We start from the raw sequence: 16,282 nt of genomic DNA on the forward strand, positions 1-16,282 counted from the left end.
AATGCCGAACCCGGTGGGGCCGGCGAAAAACGCGGCCTATGATAGCCAAGAATCGAACTCAGCTTAAGGCCTTTGGCGCAAATGAAACGAACCGCTTTCTTTATCTCCGATGGCACCGGCATCACCGCCGAAACCCTGGGCCAGAGCCTGCTCGCGCAGTTCGAGAATATTCAGTTCACCAAACTGACGCGTCCCTATATCGACAGCGTCGATAAAGCGCGCGCCATGGTACAACAAATCGATCTGGCTGCCGAAAGGGACGGCGCACGCCCGATCATCTTCGACACCATCGTCAACCAGGACATCCGCGACGTACTGGCCACCGCCAACGGTTTCATGATCGACATCTTCTCCACCTTCCTCGCGCCGCTGGAGCAGGAACTGACCTCGCACTCCTCCTACTCGGTGGGCAAGTCCCACTCCATCGGGCAGAACTCCAACTACATGGAGCGCATCGAGGCGGTGAACTTCGCCCTGGACAACGACGACGGCGCACGCACCCACTACTACGACAAGGCCGACCTGATCCTGGTCGGCGTGTCGCGCTGCGGCAAGACCCCCACCTGCCTTTATATGGCCATGCAGTACGGCATTCGCGCCGCCAACTACCCGCTGACCGAGGACGACATGGAGCGCCTGCAACTGCCGGCCGCGCTCAAGCCGTACAAGAACAAGCTGTTCGGCCTGACCATCGACCCCGACCGGCTCACCGCCATCCGCCACGAGCGCAAGCCCAACAGCCGCTACGCCAGCTTCGCCCAGTGCGAGTTCGAGGTGCGCGAGGTGGAGAACCTGTTCCGCCGCGAGAACATCGCCTATATCAACTCCACGCATTTCTCGGTGGAAGAGATTTCCGCCAAGATCCTGGTGGAAAAAGGTGTAGAGCGCCGGCTCAAGTAATCGCCATAACAAGCTGTTTTAAAAAGAAAAAGGCTCGCAATTTCGAGCCTTTTCCAGTTTTCGCCATCAGAAACTGTCGCCCGGCACCCGTACCCAGCCTTCCATCAGGATGCGCGCACTGCGACTCATGATGGCCTTGGTCACCGTCCATTGGTCGTCGACCCGCTTCGCCTGGGCGCCGACGCGCAGGGTGCCGGACGGATGGCCGAACCGCACCGCCTCGCGCTCGCCGCCGCCGGCCGCCAGGTTGACCAGGGTGCCGGGAATCGCCGCGGCCGTGCCGATGGCCACTGCGCAGGTGCCCATCATGGCGTGGTGCAGCTTGCCCATGGACAGCGCACGCACCAGCAGATCGACCTCGCCAGCCTCTATCTGCTTGCCACTGGAGGCCTTGTAACTCTTCGGCGGGGAAACGAAGGCGATCTTCGGCGTGTGCTGGCGGGTAGCCGCTTCTTCCGCCGTCTTGATCAGGCCCATGCGCAGCGCGCCGGCCACGCGGATTTGCTCGAAACGCGCCAGTTGCGCCGGATCGCCGTTGATGGCTTCGCGCAGTTCGGTGCCCTGGTAGCCGATGTCCTCGGCATTGACGAACACGGTCGGGATGCCGGCGGTGATCATGGTCGCCTTGAAGGTACCGACGCCGGGCACTTCGAGGTCATCGACCAGATTGCCGGTGGGGAACATCGAGGCGCCCTCCTCGCCATCGTCGGACGGGTCGAGGAACTCCAGCACGATCTCCGCCGCGGGGAAGGTCACCCCGTCCAGCTCGAAGTCGCCGGTTTCCTGCACCTGGCCATTGCTGATCGGCACATGGGCGATGATGGTCTTGTGGATATTGGCCTGCCAGATACGCACCACGCAGGTGCCGTTGTCGGGAATCCGCGCCGGATCGACCAGGCCGGCATGGATGGCAAAGGCACCGGCCGCGGTGGACAGGTTGCCGCAGTTGCCGCTCCAGTCGACGAAGGCCTTGTCGATGGAAACCTGGCCGTAGAGGTAGTCGACGTCGTGTTCGGGCTGGCTGCTTTTCGACAGGATCACGCACTTGGAGGTGCTCGAGGTCGCGCCGCCCATGCCGTCGATATGCGCGCTGTACGGGTCGGGGCTGCCGATCACGCGCATGAACAACGCATCGCGCGCCGCGCCCGGCACCTGGCAGCGCTCGGGCAGATCCTGCAGGCGGAAGAACACGCCCTTGCTGGTACCGCCACGGATATAGGTGGCAGGAATCTTGATCTGGGGTTGATGAGCCATAGGTGAGTCCTGGCTGGAAGATAAATGAATCCTAGGGTGGATCACGCCTCACCGATCCACCGTGGAACCAGCCACGGTGGATGGAAAAAGCGCCATCCACCCTACGAAATCAGGCGACCGCGCCTTCGAGGAAGTCCTTGGCGAAGCGCTGCAGCACGCCACCGGCCTTGTACACGCTGACGTCGGCAGCGGTGTCCAGGCGGCAGGTCACCGGTACCTTGACCACCTCGCCGTTGCGGCGATTGACCACCAGGGTCAGGTCGCAGCGCGGCGAAATCTCGCCCTCGACATCAAAGGTCTCGGTGCCATCCAGACCCAGGGTCAGGCGGGTGGTACCCGGCTTGAACTCCACCGGCAGCACGCCCATGCCCACCAGGTTGGTGCGGTGGATGCGCTCGAAACCTTCGGCGACTATCACCTCGACACCCGCCAGGCGCACACCCTTGGCCGCCCAATCGCGGGACGAACCCTGGCCGTAGTCGGCGCCGGCGACGATGATCAGGTTCTGCTTGCGGTTCATGTAGATCTCGATGGCCTCCCACATGCGCATCACCTTGCCTTCCGGCTCGACGCGGGCCAGCGAGCCCTTCTTCACCTGGCCATCGACCACGGCCATCTCGTTGACCAGTTGCGGGTTGGCGAAGGTGGCGCGCTGCGCGGTCAGGTGATCGCCCCGGTGGGTGGCGTAGGAGTTGAAGTCCTCCTCCGGCAGGCCCATCTTCGCCAGGTACTCGCCGGCCGCCGAGTCCGCCAGGATGGCGTTGGACGGCGACAGGTGGTCGGTGGTGATGTTGTCCGGCAGGATCGCCAGCGGACGCATGCCCTTGAGCGTGCGCTCGCCGGCCAGCGCGCCTTCCCAGTACGGCGGGCGGCGGATATAGGTGGACATCGGCCGCCAGTCGTACAGCGGGCTGTCGGCTTCCTTCACCGTCCCGAGGTCGAACATCGGGATATAGATCTGCTTGAACTGCTCGGGCTTCACGCTCGCCGCGACTATGGCGTCGATCTCCTCGTCGCTCGGCCACAGGTCCTTGAGGGTGATGGGATTCCCCTGGGCATCGGTGCCCAGCGCATCCTGCTCGATATCGAAGCGCACGGTACCGGCGATCGCATAGGCCACCACCAGCGGCGGCGAGGCCAGGAAGGCCTGCTTGGCGTAGGGGTGGATACGGCCGTCGAAGTTGCGGTTACCCGAGAGCACGGCGGTGGCGTACAGGTCGCGGTCGATGATTTCGTTCTGGATCTTTGGCTCCAGCGCGCCGGACATGCCGTTGCAGGTGGTGCAGGCGTAGGCGACGATGCCGAAACCGAGTTTCTCCAGCTCCGGCAGCAGGCCGGCCTCCTCCAGGTACAGCTTGGCGACTTTCGAACCCGGTGCGAATGAAGTCTTGACCCAGGGCTTGCGCACCAGGCCCAGGGCGTTGGCCTTCTTCGCCACCAGGCCGGCGGCGATGACGTTGCGCGGATTGGAGGTGTTGGTGCAGCTGGTGATGGCGGCGATGATCACCGCGCCGTCAGGCATCAAGCCCTGGGCTTCTTCGCCCTTGCCGGCTTGCAGCTTGGTCTCGTCGGCAATGCCGCGCTCGGCCAGCGCCGAAGTGGGCAGGCGGCGATGCGGGTTGCTCGGGCCAGCCATGTTGCGCACCACGCTGCCCAGGTCGAAGCGCAGCACACGCTCGTACTCGGCGGTCTTCAGCGCATCGCTCCACAGGCCGAGGGTCTTGGCGTAGTTCTCCACCAGTGCCACCTGCTCCGGCTCGCGGCCGGTGAGCTTGAGGTAGTCGATGGTCTGGCCGTCGATATAGAACATCGAGGCGGTGGCGCCGTATTCCGGGCACATGTTGGAGATGGTGGCGCGGTCGCCGATGGTCAGGCTGTCGGCGCCCTCGCCGAAGAACTCGACCCAGGCACCGACCACGCGCTCCTTGCGCAGGAACTCGGTGATGGCCAGGACTATGTCGGTGGCGGTGATGCCGGGCTGGCGCTTGCCGGTCAGCTCGACGCCGACGATGTCGGGCAGGCGCATCATCGACGGATGGCCGAGCATCACCGTCTCAGCCTCCAGGCCGCCGACGCCGATGGCGATCACGCCCAGGGCGTCGACGTGCGGGGTGTGCGAGTCGGTGCCGACGCAGGTGTCGGGGAAGGCCACGCCGCCGCGCGCCTGGATCACCGGGCTCATCTTCTCCAGGTTGATCTGGTGCATGATGCCGTTGCCGGCCGGGATCACGTCGACGTTCTTGAACGCGGTCTTGGTCCAGTCGATAAAGTGGAAGCGGTCCTCGTTGCGCCGATCCTCGATGGCGCGGTTCTTCTCGAAGGCATCCGGGTCGAAGCCCGGCGCCTCGACGGCCAGCGAATGGTCGACGATCAACTGGGTCGGCACCACCGGGTTGACCTTGGACGGGTCGCCACCCTGCTCGGCGATGGCGTCGCGCAGGCCGGCCAGATCCACCAGCGCGGTCTGGCCGAGGATGTCGTGGCAGACCACCCGCGCCGGGTACCAGGGAAAATCCAGGTCGCGCTTGCGATGGACCAGCTGCTCCAGCGCGGCGGTCAGATCCTGCGGCTCGCAGCGGCGCACCAGCTGCTCGGCGAGCACGCGCGAGGTATAGGGGAGCTTGTCCCAGGCGCCGGCCTGGATCGCCTCGACCGCCTCGCGGGCGTCGAAGTAATCCAGCGCGGTGCCGGGCAGGCTTTTACGGTATTGAGTGTTCATCATTTGCGCTCCTTGAGCGGCACGAACTTCAGGTCTTCGGGGCCTGTGTAGTTGGCGCTCGGGCGGATGATCTTGCCGTCGATGCGCTGCTCGATGACGTGCGCGGACCAGCCGGCGGTGCGGGCGATGACGAACAGCGGGGTGAACATGGCGGTGGGCACGCCCATCATGTGGTAGCTCACGGCGCTGAACCAGTCGAGGTTGGGGAACATCTTCTTGATTTCCCACATCACGCTTTCCAGGCGCTCGGCGATGTCGAACATCTTGGTGTTGCCCTGCTCCACCGACAGCTCGCGGGCCACTTCCTTGATCACCTTGTTGCGCGGGTCGCTGACGGTGTAGACCGGGTGACCGAAGCCGATCACCACTTCCTTGCGCTCGACGCGGGCGCGGATATCGGCCTCGGCATCATTCGGATTGTCGTAGCGCTTCTGGATCTCGAAGGCCACCTCGTTGGCGCCGCCGTGCTTGGGCCCGCGCAGCGCGCCGATGGCGCCGGCGATGCAGCTGAACATGTCGGAGCCGGTGCCGGCGATCACCCGCGAGGTGAAGGTCGAGGCGTTGAATTCGTGCTCGGCGTACAGGTTGAGCGAGGTGTGCATGGCGCGCACCCAGGAATCGCGAGGCTTTTCGCCGTGCAGCAGGTGGAGGAAGTGGCCGCCGATGGAGTCGTCGTCGGTCTCCACCTCGATGCGCTTGCCGTTGTGGCTGTAGTGGTACCAGTACAGCAATGCAGCCCCGAGGGACGCCATCAGCTTGTCGGCGATATCGCGCGCGCCCGGGTGGTTGTGGTCGTCCTTCTCCGGCTGCAGGCAGCCGAGCACGGACACCGCGGTGCGCATCACGTCCATCGGGTGGGCGGAAGGCGGCAGGGTTTCCAGGGCGGCCTTGACGCCGGCCGGCAGGCCACGCAGGGCCTTGAGCTTGGCCTTGTAGCCGGCCAGTTCGGCGACATTGGGCAGCTTGCCATGCACCAGCAGGTGAGCGATTTCCTCGAACTCGCAGCGGTTGGCGAAGTCGAGCACGTCATAGCCGCGGTAGTGCAGGTCGTTGCCGGTGCGGCCGACGGTGCACAGGGCGGTGTTGCCGGCGGCGGTGCCGCTCAGGGCGACCGATTTCTTCGGTTTGAAGCCGGCAGTGGTTTCGGCGCTCATCTCTTATCTCCTCGAATCCGGTTGATGCATTGTTATTTTTTCGCGGCGAACAGCGCGTCGAGCTTCTGCTCGAAGGCGTGGTAGCCGATGCGGTCATAGAGTTCGGCACGGGTCTGCATCAGCTCGATCACGTCCTTCTGGTGGCCGTTCTGGCGGATCGAGGTGTAAACCGCCTCGGCTGCCTTGTTGGCGGCGCGGAAGGCCGACAGCGGGTAGAGCTGGATGGCCACGCCGACCGAAGCCAGCTCGTCGCGGGAAAACAGCGGGGTGGCGCCGAATTCGGTGATGTTGGCCAGCACCGGGACGTTCAGTGCCTCGACGAAGCGCTGGTAGGTCGGCAGGTCATAGGCGGCCTCGGCGAAGATGCCGTCGGCGCCGGCCTCGACGTAGGCCTGGCAGCGCTCGATGGCGGCATCGACGCCCTCGGCCTGGATCGCGTCGGTGCGGGCGATGAGGAAGAAATCCGGATCGGTCTTGGCGTCGGCGGCGGCGCGCACGCGGTCGACCATTTCCTCGCAGGAGACGATTTCCTTGCCCGGACGGTGGCCGCAGCGCTTGGCGCCGACCTGGTCCTCGATATGGGCGGCGGCGGCGCCGGCCTTGATCAGGCTCTTGATGGTGCGCTCGATATTGAAGGCCGAAGGGCCGAAGCCGGTGTCGATATCCACCAGCAGCGGCAGGTCGCACACGTCGGTGATGCGGCGCACGTCGGTGAGCACGTCATCGAGGGTGTTGATGCCCAGATCCGGCAGGCCCAGGGAGCCGGCCGCGACGCCCCCACCGGACAGGTAAAGGGCGCGAAAACCGGCGCGCTTGGCCAGCAGCGCATGGTTGGCGTTGATTGCGCCGATCACCTGCAATGGCGTCTCGATGGCGAGGGCCTGGCGGAAGCGCTGGCCGGGGGAAAGCTGACTCATGACTCACCTCGTTTCTTGGCTGTCTTGGACTGAGCATCCAGATAATGGCGCTCGATATTGCGTTTGGAGGCGCCGATATGGCGGCGCATCAGGAGTTCGGCCAGCTCGCCGTCACGCTCGGCGATGGCATCGAGAATGCGGTGGTGTTCGGCGAACGCCTGGCGCGGCCGATTCGGCACCGAGGAGAACTGCAGGCGATACATGCGCACCAGCTGATACAGCTCGCCGCAGAGCATCTTGGCCAGGGTCTCGTTGCCGCTGCCCTGGATGATCCGGTAGTGGAAATCGAAATCGCCTTCCTGCTGGTAGTAACCCCGGCCGGCCTGAAAGGCCTCGTCGCGTTCGTGGGTGTCCAGCACCCGGCGCAGCTCGTCGATCTCGCCCTGGCTCATGCGCTCGGCGGCCAGGCGACAGGCCATGCCTTCCAGGGATTCGCGGATCTCATACAGCTCGATCAGCTCGGCGTGCGACAGCGACACCACTCGCGCGCCGACATGGGGCACGCGCACCAGCAGCTTTTGCCCTTCCAGACGGTGGATCGCTTCGCGCAGCGGCCCGCGACTGATGCCGTAGGTGCGCGCCAGCTCGGGCTCGGAGATCTTGCTGCCGGGGGCGATCTCGCCTTTGACGATGGCGGCCTGGATCAGGCGAAAGACGTGCTCGGAAAGCGTCTCCGAATCGGCCTGGGGCGCAGCGGTGAGCGTTGAATCGATCAACATGATTGTCGACACCATGGCTATGCAATGGCATAAAAAATAAGCTTAAGACCGGTTCTTGTCAAAGAAAAATTAGTCATTGTCGACAATCTGTAGCAGGCCACTCCGCCAGCCAACCGCCGACCTTACTTGCAGAAAGCTACATAAGCGTCTGTCAGCACGGAAAAACCCCATGCTAGAATGGCGCCCGCTCAGACCGGGCCTTGCGCCCGGCCATGCCTGCTAGACTCCTGGCAAGCAAACGCGCCGGTTATCCGCCGCCAGTCGCCCACACGCCCCTGGCAACATTCCCTTCAAGGACTTATGACACTCAAGCCCTTCGCCTTGTTGCTTTGCCTGCTGGCCCTGTCCTGCCCGAGTCTCGCGGTGGGCAAAACCGTCTATGGCCTCAACGAATACACCCGCGTGCTCGACTTCGACCTGGAAGTCGCCGCCAAACTCGATACCGGCGCCAAGACCGCCTCGCTCAGCGCCCGCGACATCAAACGCTTCAAGCGCGACGGCGAGACTTGGGTGCGTTTCGTCCTGGCCATCGACGGCGGCCAGGAGCAGACCATCGAACGCCCGCTGGCGCGGATCAGCAAGATCAAGCGCCGCGCCGGCGACTACGACCCGGATGAAGGCAAGACCTACACGGCGCGCCCGGTGATCGAGCTGCAGCTGTGCATGGGTCAGGCCCTGCGCACCATCGAAGTGAACTTGACCGACCGTAGTGCATTCCAATACCCGCTGCTGATCGGCTCCGAAGCGCTCAAGCACTTCGAAGCCCTGGTCGATCCAAGCCTTAAATACGCCGCCGGCAAACCCGGCTGCGACTCTGACGCAACCCCTGGCGAGTAACTCCCCATGCGCTCTCTGAACCTGCATCTGAAAGTCCTGATCACCTTGTTGGTGGCCCTGGGCGTTCTGATTACGGCATACCAAATTTTCATCCTCGGCATTCCGGTGACCGAAGACGAGACCGACGACCTGTGGAACATCGACGCCAAGGTCGAGTTCCAGGCCAGCCCGCGCGAGCCGGTCAAGCTGCAGATGTATGTGCCGCCGCTGAACCAGGACTACGTCAGCCTCAACGAGAGCTTCATCTCCAACAACTATGGCGTCAGCGTCAACCGTGCCGACGGCAACCGCCGCGTCACCTGGTCGGCCCGTCGCGCCAGCGGCAAGCAGACCCTCTACTACCGCCTGGTGCTGACCAAGCGCTACAGCGGCGAACAGACGCCGGCCAAGGGGCCGATCTTCCGCGACAGCATCCCGGTCGAAGGTGCGGAGAAGATCGCCGCCGACGCCCTGCTCGCGCCCATCCGCCAGCACTCGGCCGACGTCGAAACCTTCATCAGCGAGACCATCAAGCGGGTCAACAACGCCAATGACGACAACGTCAAACTGCTGCTCGGCGGCGACGCCTCCACGGCCAACAAGGCCAAGGTGATCGACCTGCTGCTGTCCATCGCCCACGTGCCGATGGAGCGCGTGCACACCATTCGCCTGCAGGCCGAGACCAGCCAATCGCCGGAGCTCTGGCTGCGCAGCTTCAACGGCGAGAAGTGGCTGTACTTCAACCCGGAAAGCGGCGAACAGGGCCTGCCGGCCGACCGCCTGGTGTGGTGGATCGGCGATGGCGACCTGGTCAGCCTGGAGGGCGGCAAGCAGGCGCAAGTCAGCTTCAGCCTGAACAACAGCGAGATGAACGCCATTCGCCTGGCCAAGCTGACCGACGAAACCACCGACGCCGACTTCCTCGAGTACTCGCTGTACGGCCTGCCGCTGTCGACCCAGCAGACCTTCCAGATCATGATCGTCATCCCCATCGGCGTGCTGGTGATCCTGATCCTGCGTAACCTCGGCGGCCTGCAGACCCTCGGCACCTTCACCCCGGTGCTGATCGCCCTGGCCTTCCGCGAGACCCAGCTGGGCTTCGGCATCTTCCTGTTCACCGTGATCACCGCGCTCGGCCTGTCGCTGCGCTCCTACCTGGAGCACCTCAAGCTGCAGATGCTGCCGCGCCTGTCGGTGGTGCTGACCTTCGTCGTGGTGCTGATCGCCGCCATCAGCCTGTTTAGCCACAAGCTGGGCCTGGAGCGCGGTCTGTCGGTGGCGCTGTTCCCCATGGTGATTCTGACCATGACCATCGAGCGTCTGTCGATCACCTGGGAAGAGCGCGGCGGCAGCCATGCCTTCAAGGTCGCCATCGGCACCCTGGTCGCCGCCACCCTGGCGCACCTGCTGATGAGCGTGCCGGAGCTGGTGTACTTCGTGTTCACCTTCCCGGCGGTGCTGATGATCCTGGTGGGCTTCATGCTGGCGATGGGTCGTTACCGCGGCTACCGTCTGACCGAACTGTTCCGCTTCAAAGCCTTCCTCAAGGACTAACGCCATGTTCGGCCTGATCAAGACGTGGAAGGCCCTTGAAGCCAAGGGCATCATGGGCATCAACCGACGCAATGCGGACTACGTGCTGAAGTACAACAAACGGCACCTCTACCCCATAGTCGACGACAAGATCATCACCAAGGAGCGGGCGATCGAGGCCGGCATCGACGTGCCCGAGCTGTACGGCATCATCGACACCGAGAAAGGCATCGACAAGCTCGACGAGATCATCGCCGGGCGCACCGACTTCGTCATCAAGCCGGCGCAAGGCGCCGGTGGCGACGGCATCCTGGTGATCGCCGACCGCTTCGAGGAGCGCTTCAAGACGGTGTCCGGCAAGATCGTCAGCCATGAGGAGCTGGAACAGCAGATCTCCAACATCCTTTCCGGCCTCTACTCGCTGGGCGGCCACCGCGACCGCGCGCTGATCGAGTACCGGGTGACCCCGGACACCATCTTCAAGAGCATCAGCTACGAAGGCGTGCCGGACATTCGCATCATCGTGCTCATGGGTTATCCGGTGATGGCCATGCTGCGCCTGCCGACCCGTCAGTCCAACGGCAAGGCCAACCTGCACCAGGGCGCTATCGGCGTCGGCGTCGACCTGGCCACCGGCGTGACCCTGCGCGGCACCTGGCTGAACAACAAGATCAGCAAGCACCCGGACACCACCAACGCGGTGGACGGCGTGCAACTGCCGAACTGGGACGGCTTCATGAAGCTGGCCGCCGGCTGCTACGAGCTGTGCGGCCTGGGCTACATCGGCGTGGACATGGTGCTGGACCAGGACAAGGGCCCGCTGATCCTCGAGCTCAACGCCCGCCCCGGCCTGAACATCCAGATCGCCAACGACTGCGGCCTGACCCACCGCGCCCACGCCGTCGAGGCGCGCCTGGAAGAGCTGAAGAAGAAAGGCATCCAGGAAAGCCCGGAGGAACGCGTGCGCTTCTCCCAGCAGCTGTTCGGCCACGTCCAGCAGAACGCCTGACGGCGCCGAGACGATGAAAGGGCCCGGTCAAATGACCGGGCCCTTTCATTTGTAGGTTGGCGCCAGGCGCAGCGAAGCCCAACCTACCGCACGATCGCCAGTTCGAAGGCCCCCTCGTCGGCATGGGCATGGCGCTGCATGCCCGCCGCATCGGTCGCCAGCGCCTGCAGCGGACGCTTGAACGGCTTGTTGTCGAGGGTCTGCAGGCTGCGATCCTCGTCGGTGGTGAGCAGCAGCACGTAGCGCTCGCCGCGCTCGGCGCGCACCTGCACCGTGCCTTCGATAAAGGCGTAGCGATACCAGGTTTCCGGGTGCAGCTGGTACACCGCGTCGCTGACCAGGCGCGTCGGCCGCTTGGCCTCGTCGAGAAACAGCAACGAGGGGTAGACCACCTGGCGATTGGCGAAACTGCGCACGCGCAGGCCGTAGGTCTGGCGCGATGCCGGCAGCTTCAGCGCCGCGTAGTAGCTGCGGCCCATGGGGAACTCGAAGCTGGGCGAGAAGCGGTCGAGCTCCTCGTAGCGCGGCTCGTCGGCGGACAGCGCGGTGAAATCGCTGTCGCGCAGCTGGCCGCAGCAGCGTGTCAGCAATTCGCCGTAGAGGCCGTCGCCTCGGCTCTGGCTGCCGGCCAGCAGCGCCTGCATGGCCGCGGTCGGCTGGCCGTCGAGCAGCGGCAGGGCCGGCTGGCCGCGCTCGAACTCGATCTGCCGGCCCTCGCTATAGCGCACCGACGTGCTTTGTTCGCTGCCACGGGCACCTCGCTGGCCGGCGGCGACCGGCGAGTTGTGCATCCGCCCCTGCTCGTCGATCCAGGTGTAATAGGGGCTGTCGTCGCCATCGCGGAGGAAGTCGCGCCCCTCTAGGACCGCCGAATCGATGTAGTCCCCTGCCCGCTCGCCGCTGGCCAGCAAGCGGTCTCGGCGAGCCACGCCGGCGACCTGCTCGCCGGCATAGAAACTGTTCTGCAGCTGGCCGCTGCCGTCGACCCAGGTGAAATAACGGCGCTTGCTCTCGCCGGTGCTCGGTGCACTGCCCGGCCAGGCGCCGCCGTCGCCAAGGCGGGCCTGATCGCTCTGCTGCGCGCGGCGCTGGGCCAGGCGCTGCTGCTCGGCGAAGCGGGTATCGACGAAGGTGTTGTGCACCCGGCCGAGGTCGTCGACCCAGGTCAGGTAGCGGCTGCTGGCAGCGGCATGCATCAGCGGCAGCAGCATCAGGACGAACAGCAGACTGCGCATCGCCTCAGAACCTCGAGGTGTAGGTCATGGAGAAGATATAGGCCTTGACCGTGGTTTCGACATTGAGCCCGGCATAGGGGTTGTAGACCAGGTTGTCCAGGCCCTCGCAGCTAAGGTTGCAGCTGCTGCCGGCGGGGATGTTCTGCTTGGAGACGAAGTAGTTGAAACCGATGTCGATGCTGCTGTCCTTGTCCCAGCGGTAGCCCACGCCCAGGCCGTAGAGATCGCCGTCGCCCACCGGCGCCAGCACGTCGGCCTTGTCCTTGGGGATGGCCGAGGGGCGGTATTCGTAACCGGCGCGCAGGGCCAGGCGGTCGTTGACCTCGTACTGCACGCCCACGCCCCAGCTCCAGGTGTCGCGGTAGCCGCGGTCGAGGATGATGCTGCGATCGGTGGCGTTGCCGCCGCCGAAGGTCTTGGCGATGCGCAGCAGGTCCAGTTCGCGGTCGAACTCGATCTCGAAGTTGTTCCAGTCGCTGTAACCGACCCAGCGCAGGTCGAGGTTGAACTGCCACTTGTCCAGCGGGCGCAGCTTGATCCCGGTGCTGAAGGCATCCGGGTAGGTCAGCTTGAGCGAGGCATTGCCGCTCTCCTCGTCCGCGCCGTAGGGAAACAGCGGGCTGAGCACCTGGCCGAACAGCGAGCCCTGCAGCCCCGACCAGAACCCGGCCCAGTCGTCCGTGTAGTCGATGCGGTACTTGCCCTGCAGGTTCATCCGCGCCTCGCTCTGGTAGGTGGCGCCCCAGGCGAACCAGTCGCTGGGCTCCCAGAGGATGCCCAGGTTGTAGGTCGGCGACAGGCTCTGCTGCAGGTCCAGATCGAGGTTGGCCAGCGAGTCGAAGGGGCCGATCTTGCCGCTACAGACGTTGATGAAGGGCCCGAGGATCTCCTCCAGACCGGGCAGGCACAGCGCCTCGTTGAGGATGCGGGTCAGGCCGGTGAGCATGCCGGGGTTGCGAAAATCCTGGTTGAGCGCCACGGCCTGGTGCGAGAAGCCCACGGACAGCCCCACGGAGAGTTCATCGTTGACCTGATAGGCCAGCGAGGGGGAGAAGTAGGTGATGCGCTGCAGCGATACCTGGCGCCCCTGGAAGCGCCCCGGGTCGCTGTCCGAATCGCGCGAGTAGCCCAGCGCCATCGGCGCGTAGACGTTGGTGGCGAAGGTGAACTTCGAGCCCGGCGGGTTGATCGACAGCCCCGCCAGCGGTGCCACCAGCACCGGCAGCTCGGTCATGCCGCCGACGCCGGGCAGGTACATGGTCGGCGTCAGGGTGCGGCTGCTGGAGTTCTTGAACGGGTCGTCGTCGAAGCCCATGAAGCCGTAGTCTTCCTTGGCCTCGAATTCGGCGCGGATGTCCATCACCCCGCTGAGCAGCTTGACCGTGGTCTGCCGGCCCTTGAGCTTGCTCAGCGCGGCCGGGTTGTAGTGCACGGCGTCGATGCCGGTGGAATCGGCGGTCACCGCGTTGCCCATGGCCATGGCCTTGGGATTGCCGATGGTCAGGTTATTGGCCAGCTGGGCCTGGGCCTGCAGGGCGCAGCCCGCGCTCAGGCCGACCAGCAGCACGGCCTGCAGCGTCGCAAGATGGGTCATATCGGCTTCGCTCGCTGCTTATTCGGCCTTGAGGCCCTTGATGTCCAGGGGCATGGAGACGCCGAGCAGGACATCGGGCGAATCTTCGGTCATGCCGAAGCCGGCGTTGACGTTGACGATATGGTTCGGCGAGGTGCGCAGGCCGAGGGAGAAGTTCATCACCGCGCTGGTCTGCTCGCTGCCTTCGAAGCTGGCGTCGCTGAACTTGAACTTCGGCGCCAGGTTGTGCGCCATCTGGAACGAGGTGGCCAGCGACACGTCGTAGGACAAGGCGTAGGCGAAGCCCATGCTCAGCGACAGGCTCGAGCCCGGGTCGACCTCTTCCAGCAGGCGGCCGGCGCGCACCTGGTCGGCGTCGCGGATCGGCAGGTTGTAGGTGTAGCCCAGCGAGCCGAACAGCACTACCGGGTCGATCACGTAGGACAGGTTGGCGCCGACGCCCAGGCTGTAATAGCCGTTGCCGCTGGACAGGCCGTTGTCCAGGCTGACGTCGTAGGGGCTGTCGCCGGTGGGCAGGCCGAGGGTGGCGAACAGCGTGGTGACCGGCCGCCCGCGCGCCGACGACCAGGGCTGCCAGCGCAGGCTGGCGGAGACGTCGCCGAGGCTGTAGGTGCTGAGGTCGCGCTCGGTGTCGTACTTGGCCAGGAACGGCACGCGCATGCTGAAGGTCAGGTTGTCCCACACCCCGTAGTCGAAGGTGAAGGAGTTGGTGAAGGTGTGCTGCGCCTCGCTCTGGCCGATCACGCTGAACACGTTGCTGCCGGTGCGCACGGTCTGGATCTGGGTATCGCGCAGCAGCGAGTAGTCGAAACCGTAGGTCAGGGTGCGTTCGCCCTTCTTGAGCAGGGTGTAGCTCTTCTCGGCGGCCTGGAACACCTCTTCCAGCGCCTTGGCGCTGTCGGCATCGTCTTCCTTCTTGGTCAGCGCCTCGCGCGCCTCCTCGACCGTCGCCTCTTCGGCGCAGGCCGGCTGCGCCATGGCCAGCGCCAACGCGGCCAGCCCTGCGTACCCCCAAACTCCCATGACGCTATCCCCAGGTCGTTATTGTTATGCCGGGTGAATCACTTGCGGCGAATGTATTGAATGTCGCCCCCCGATCCCAGCTGATCGGCCTGATTGGCGGTGAACTTGGCCATCTGCGGAAACTCGCGGAAGGCCAGCAGACTGATGGTGCGGTCGTCGATGATGCGCAGATCGCGGTCGGTCAGGGCCATGGCATTGGCCGGCTCGTTGCCGCTGGGAAAGATCACGAACAGTACGTTCTGGTCCCAGATCTGCTCGAAGCGCACGCGGGTGAAGCTGATATTGCCCAGCGCCGGATCGGCGACGAAGACGTGCTCGTTGTAGACGTCGCGCACCACCACGAAATGCTTGAAGCCGGCATACTCGATCGGCACGATGGCCGGGTGCTCGAGCTGCTCGAGGTCGGCGAAGTCGGCGCGAAAGCCGCCGCTCTTGTAGCCCAGCGCGGTGACGAAGCGCTTCATGTCGAGCAGCGAAAAGCCGCGACGCTCGACGATCTTCTCCGCCTCGCCGAAATGCAGCAGCCCTTCCATCACCTGACGCTCTTCCAGATTGCGCCCCAGGTAGTAGTCGAGCAGGGTGGTCAGCGCCGCGGAACCGCAGCTGTAGTCGTAGGCCTGGCGGATCACGTTGCGAAACTGCAGCTGGCTCATCGGCTCCAGCACCACCGACTCGCGCAACGGGCCATTGGGCACCAGCGGCTGGCTGATATTCACGACTCCGGCAGGTTGCGGCTTGGTGTCGACCGCCTCGGTAAAACCGTACAAACCGATCAGGCTGCCCACGAGAATCTCGATCATTGGTCAATCCGCGACTGCGTACAACGAAGCAGGAAGCCCCGCCGCGCCTGGCGACAGGGCTCCTGTGGATCGGGTCAAACGAGGATCAATGACCCCAGACCTTGACGGTGGAGCCGGCCATGTCCAGGCCGTTGATGGCCAGACCGCCGATGCTGTTGGCACCGATCTTCACCGCGGCCACCGACACACCGCCGTTGATGCCCGGCAGGCCGATTTCCAGCTTGCTGTCGACCACGTCGATGGTCAGCGGGTTGCTTTCGTCGATGTTGAAGCCGGACAGGGTGACGGTTTCCAGGGTCAGGCTGTTGCTGCCGTCGGTGACGCCGGCTTCGGTGTCGGTGTAGACGATGGAGCCGATGGTGGCGTCGAAGTTACCGGCGATGCTGATCCCGGCCTGACCGGTCACACCGGCCAGATCGGCGTCGTCCAGCGCCTTCAGGTCGGCCTGAGCCATGAACGGAACGGCCATGATGGCGGCGGCAAGAGCGATTTTTTTCAGGGTCATCATTGTTGTTATCTCCACAGTTCTAATGGGGGTTCCCCGGGGCTCTGCCAGCGACTCCCTGTCGCAAGCAGCTGGATCGGCTCATACCGATCACCAGGCCTGCC

The 16,282-nt window shown here is 64.7% G+C and carries 14 protein-coding genes; 4 read left to right on the forward strand and 10 right to left on the reverse strand.

All coding sequences use genetic code 11. The features are described from left to right. Positions 1–81 precede the first annotated feature (81 nt). Positions 82–900 (forward strand): pyruvate, water dikinase regulatory protein, encoded by an 819-nt coding sequence (locus tag ACIGFL_RS21345; RefSeq protein ID WP_021445819.1) that lies wholly within the window; start codon positions 82–84, stop codon positions 898–900. Positions 901–966: 66 nt separating this feature from the next. Here ACIGFL_RS21345 and prpF read toward each other — a convergent pair whose 3' ends face one another. From prpF to ACIGFL_RS21370, 5 genes are all read right to left on the reverse strand, one after another. Then, positions 967–2,154, reverse strand: coding sequence for a 2-methylaconitate cis-trans isomerase PrpF (prpF, locus tag ACIGFL_RS21350; RefSeq protein ID WP_397498481.1), 1,188 nt, complete (start codon positions 2,152–2,154; stop codon positions 967–969). A 109-nt stretch (positions 2,155–2,263) separates the two neighbouring features. Beyond that, entirely contained in the window at positions 2,264–4,873 is a 2,610-nt protein-coding gene (gene acnD / locus ACIGFL_RS21355) for a Fe/S-dependent 2-methylisocitrate dehydratase AcnD (protein WP_397498482.1), read from the reverse strand. Next, positions 4,873–6,027, reverse strand: a complete 1,155-nt coding sequence (gene prpC, locus ACIGFL_RS21360; RefSeq protein ID WP_397498483.1) for a 2-methylcitrate synthase — start codon at positions 6,025–6,027, stop codon at positions 4,873–4,875. Before prpC ends, acnD begins: the two co-directional genes overlap by 1 nt. A 32-nt stretch (positions 6,028–6,059) precedes the next feature. Then, positions 6,060–6,944 (reverse strand): methylisocitrate lyase, encoded by an 885-nt coding sequence (prpB, locus tag ACIGFL_RS21365; RefSeq protein ID WP_397498484.1) that lies wholly within the window; start codon positions 6,942–6,944, stop codon positions 6,060–6,062. Further along, positions 6,941–7,663: a GntR family transcriptional regulator gene (locus ACIGFL_RS21370; RefSeq protein WP_021445814.1), complete on the reverse strand. Its 723-nt coding sequence runs from the start codon at positions 7,661–7,663 to the stop codon at positions 6,941–6,943. Before ACIGFL_RS21370 ends, prpB begins: the two co-directional genes overlap by 4 nt. A gap of 300 nt (positions 7,664–7,963) precedes the next feature. Between ACIGFL_RS21370 and ACIGFL_RS21375 the strand changes: the two genes are divergently transcribed. Genes ACIGFL_RS21375 through ACIGFL_RS21385 form a run of 3 tightly spaced genes read left to right on the forward strand, consistent with a single transcriptional unit; the run spans position 7,964 to position 11,021 of the window. Further along, complete coding sequence (locus ACIGFL_RS21375; protein ID WP_021445813.1) at positions 7,964–8,500, forward strand: ATP-dependent zinc protease; 537 nt, start codon at positions 7,964–7,966, stop codon at positions 8,498–8,500. A 6-nt stretch (positions 8,501–8,506) separates the two neighbouring features. Beyond that, a complete protein-coding gene (locus ACIGFL_RS21380; RefSeq protein WP_021445812.1) occupies positions 8,507–10,033 on the forward strand; it encodes an inactive transglutaminase family protein in 1,527 nt (508 codons plus the stop codon). A 4-nt stretch (positions 10,034–10,037) separates the two neighbouring features. Beyond that, positions 10,038–11,021 carry an alpha-L-glutamate ligase-like protein gene (locus tag ACIGFL_RS21385; protein WP_021445811.1) on the forward strand — a complete coding sequence of 328 codons (984 nt, stop codon included), beginning with the start codon at positions 10,038–10,040 and terminating at the stop codon, positions 11,019–11,021. 83 nt (positions 11,022–11,104) lie between these two features. On the opposite strand, the gene ACIGFL_RS21390 is transcribed toward ACIGFL_RS21385, so the two are convergent. The 5 genes from ACIGFL_RS21390 to ACIGFL_RS21410 all read right to left on the reverse strand — a co-directional run bounded on the left by ACIGFL_RS21390 (position 11,105) and on the right by ACIGFL_RS21410 (position 16,181). Then, complete coding sequence (locus ACIGFL_RS21390; RefSeq protein ID WP_397498485.1) at positions 11,105–12,256, reverse strand: MalM family protein; 1,152 nt, start codon at positions 12,254–12,256, stop codon at positions 11,105–11,107. 4 nt (positions 12,257–12,260) lie between these two features. Continuing rightward, positions 12,261–13,850, reverse strand: a complete 1,590-nt coding sequence (locus ACIGFL_RS21395) for an outer membrane protein transport protein (RefSeq protein ID WP_397498486.1) — start codon at positions 13,848–13,850, stop codon at positions 12,261–12,263. 18 nt (positions 13,851–13,868) lie between these two features. Next, positions 13,869–14,873 carry a transporter gene (locus ACIGFL_RS21400; protein ID WP_397498487.1) on the reverse strand — a complete coding sequence of 335 codons (1,005 nt, stop codon included), beginning with the start codon at positions 14,871–14,873 and terminating at the stop codon, positions 13,869–13,871. Between the two features lie 38 nt (positions 14,874–14,911). Beyond that, positions 14,912–15,673 (reverse strand): C39 family peptidase, encoded by a 762-nt coding sequence (locus tag ACIGFL_RS21405; protein WP_021445807.1) that lies wholly within the window; start codon positions 15,671–15,673, stop codon positions 14,912–14,914. Between the two features lie 85 nt (positions 15,674–15,758). After that, positions 15,759–16,181: a DUF6160 family protein gene (locus tag ACIGFL_RS21410; RefSeq protein ID WP_397498488.1), complete on the reverse strand. Its 423-nt coding sequence runs from the start codon at positions 16,179–16,181 to the stop codon at positions 15,759–15,761. Positions 16,182–16,282 lie beyond the last annotated feature (101 nt).

The organism is Pseudomonas sp. NPDC077649 (assembly GCF_044542855.1).
GTDB lineage: Bacteria > Pseudomonadota > Gammaproteobacteria > Pseudomonadales > Pseudomonadaceae > Aquipseudomonas.

Bases quoted from the DNA above. Each gene is read 5' to 3' on its own strand.
- acnD (WP_397498482.1), bottom strand. From the start codon at position 4,873: ATGAACACTCAATACCGTAAAAGCCTGCCCGGCACCGCGCTGGATTAC.
- ACIGFL_RS21385 (WP_021445811.1), top strand. From the start codon at position 10,038: ATGTTCGGCCTGATCAAGACGTGGAAGGCCCTTGAAGCCAAGGGCATC.
- ACIGFL_RS21345 (WP_021445819.1), top strand. From the start codon at position 82: ATGAAACGAACCGCTTTCTTTATCTCCGATGGCACCGGCATCACCGCC.
- ACIGFL_RS21410 (WP_397498488.1), bottom strand. From the start codon at position 16,181: ATGATGACCCTGAAAAAAATCGCTCTTGCCGCCGCCATCATGGCCGTT.
- ACIGFL_RS21395 (WP_397498486.1), bottom strand. From the start codon at position 13,850: ATGACCCATCTTGCGACGCTGCAGGCCGTGCTGCTGGTCGGCCTGAGC.
- prpB (WP_397498484.1), bottom strand. From the start codon at position 6,944: ATGAGTCAGCTTTCCCCCGGCCAGCGCTTCCGCCAGGCCCTCGCCATC.
- ACIGFL_RS21375 (WP_021445813.1), top strand. From the start codon at position 7,964: ATGACACTCAAGCCCTTCGCCTTGTTGCTTTGCCTGCTGGCCCTGTCC.
- ACIGFL_RS21390 (WP_397498485.1), bottom strand. From the start codon at position 12,256: ATGCGCAGTCTGCTGTTCGTCCTGATGCTGCTGCCGCTGATGCATGCC.
- prpC (WP_397498483.1), bottom strand. From the start codon at position 6,027: ATGAGCGCCGAAACCACTGCCGGCTTCAAACCGAAGAAATCGGTCGCC.
- ACIGFL_RS21400 (WP_397498487.1), bottom strand. From the start codon at position 14,873: ATGGGAGTTTGGGGGTACGCAGGGCTGGCCGCGTTGGCGCTGGCCATG.
- prpF (WP_397498481.1), bottom strand. From the start codon at position 2,154: ATGGCTCATCAACCCCAGATCAAGATTCCTGCCACCTATATCCGTGGC.
- ACIGFL_RS21380 (WP_021445812.1), top strand. From the start codon at position 8,507: ATGCGCTCTCTGAACCTGCATCTGAAAGTCCTGATCACCTTGTTGGTG.
- ACIGFL_RS21405 (WP_021445807.1), bottom strand. From the start codon at position 15,673: ATGATCGAGATTCTCGTGGGCAGCCTGATCGGTTTGTACGGTTTTACC.
- ACIGFL_RS21370 (WP_021445814.1), bottom strand. From the start codon at position 7,663: ATGTTGATCGATTCAACGCTCACCGCTGCGCCCCAGGCCGATTCGGAG.